The sequence below is a fragment of the Campylobacter concisus genome (genome assembly GCF_902460675.1).
Taxonomy (GTDB): domain Bacteria; phylum Campylobacterota; class Campylobacteria; order Campylobacterales; family Campylobacteraceae; genus Campylobacter_A; species Campylobacter_A concisus_AJ.
Window position 1 is genome coordinate 1,320,416 of the sequence record NZ_CABPUQ010000001.1, and the last position, 1,916, is coordinate 1,322,331.

2 protein-coding genes are annotated in these 1,916 nt (G+C 36.8%); both read right to left on the bottom strand.

Translation table 11 applies throughout. The features are described from left to right. Positions 1-42: 42 nt before the first annotated feature. Entirely contained in the window at positions 43-1,224 is a 1,182-nt protein-coding gene (locus F3G88_RS06420) for a Cj0814 family flagellar-dependent secreted protein (RefSeq protein ID WP_149715676.1), read from the bottom strand. Positions 1,225-1,320: 96 nt separating this feature from the next. Then, positions 1,321-1,752 (bottom strand): SU10 major capsid protein, encoded by a 432-nt coding sequence (locus F3G88_RS06425; RefSeq protein WP_188117477.1) that lies wholly within the window; start codon positions 1,750-1,752, stop codon positions 1,321-1,323. Between the last annotated feature and the right edge of the window lie 164 nt (positions 1,753-1,916).

Below are 1,916 nucleotides of genomic sequence, written 5' to 3' on the forward strand. Positions count from 1 at the left end.
TATTGCTAAGTCCGTTTATGCTAGTTATCATTTCACTCCCCCCTACGCCTTTATATCAACATCTTTTTTTATACCAAGCATATCTACTAGATATTTTCCTGCTGGGTTTTCATTTAGCTCTTTTACTAAATTTAAAGGTGGCATGCTAAATTTTAAAAAGCTATCCATAAAGTCCTTGCTCTTTTTGCCATCTTTGTCTATCTCACCAAAGAGTAGCTTTAGCATTTTTAGATTATGCTCCATCATCTTTTTAAATGAGAGTTCGTCTTCTTCATATCCCCTACGTCTATCTTCAGGAGTGCTGACAAAGCCACTTTCTAAGTCGATATAGACAAAGTCTCTTTTAGATCTGATGTAGTCTTGCATATATTTAGGCATGCCAGCTATGTCATTATCAGTAGCATTTATAAAGCCAGGTCCAAATTTCATCTCACCCATAAGCTCGAACAGCTCAAATGCCCTATTAAATTCTTTACTATCTATGCTCTTATCATAGCCTTCTCTTTTGCCTTGTAATGTTGTCTCGCCCTCTCTCACATCAAGGTTGTTGTTTATAACGGCTGCTATAAGTCCGCCTTTAGTTATTGAGCCGTCTTTATTTGTGTATTTCTCTCCATGCGGATCCATAAATACACCACTTCCCACACTCTCCTTGCCGCCATTGTTGTTGTTAAAGATATCTGTTGTTGGCTTTAGTGGCTGCCTGCCGTCTCCGCCATCAAAGCTTGGGTTGAAAAAAAGCGTGCTTATCATCTGCTTATTTGACTCTTTGCCGTTAAAATCAGCCGCAGCCGAGCCAAATTCATGAATGGAGTTATGAATTTTTGTTACTTGCATGCTTTGGCGGTTATACTCAAAGCCTTGAGGGAAATTTCTTATCTCATCTAAGCTAAAGCTATCTTTTGAGTTTAGTGTGTCTTCGCCAACGACTTGGGAGAGGATTTTGTAGGCATTATTTACGGTTTTTAGTATATCGATGCTATCAAAAGTCCTTTGCATATAGTCAGACTGCGTCTCTATCCTTACTAACGACTCCAGCGTGCTTGAGTGAATTTTATAATCACTTGGTATGCCAGCTTGCTTGTTAAACTCATCTGTAAAGTAGCCATCTTTATCTACCTTGTAACCTAAAACCTCTGAACTCGTTTGGTTGGTAGAAACTTTGGTTGATACCGTTATGTTCTGCTCTAAATTCAAGGGGTAGCTACCAAGTGCGTTTATCATCTAGTATCCTTTTAGCTTTAACTCACACCAAAGATATCGTCTTTTTTATGAAAAGATTTATTTTACAAAGGTTTTTAGTCTGCATAAATTTACCTCCTAAACTCTCGTATCTACCTTTTTATAAAGCCTATCTTTGCTAGATAGTTCCTTAAATTTGAGGTCGTTTTCAAGGTATGTGATGTTGTAAATTTCTTTAGTGGTGATACTTTTGCCGTTTTCAAGTCCGATCAGGAATTTACTTGTAAATTGATTTTTAACATCAGCATCACGACCAAGACCAAAGATAGCATACTCCATATCTAGCTTATGCTCTTTTGCTCTTTTAGCTGTCTCGCGCTCTAGCTCTTTACCGCCATAAGTAGCTACTGCTTGCATACTTCTTGAAACGCTAACGTTTGAAGTAAAAATTTGCACTGCGTTTGAGGTTTTTTGCACACTTGATTTGATCTGATCATCAAAGTCTGATATTTCAAGTTGTGCGTTTTTCTTTGGGGCAGCTAAGCTGTCAGTTATAGAGGAGTGCTCTATACCTTATTTAGTAGCACTTTCTTAACTAAACAAGCCACTTTATATCGCATTCGACCTTATAGTACTAAGTAGTTTAAGCTTTGGGTTTTCAAACTTCATAACTCATTTAATAAAGAATAAAAACATTGTTAAAATTCCAAAAAAATTTATATCAAATTTTATCA

Bases quoted from the DNA above. Each gene is read 5' to 3' on its own strand.
- F3G88_RS06420 (WP_149715676.1), bottom strand. From the start codon at position 1,224: ATGATAAACGCACTTGGTAGCTACCCCTTGAATTTAGAGCAGAACATA.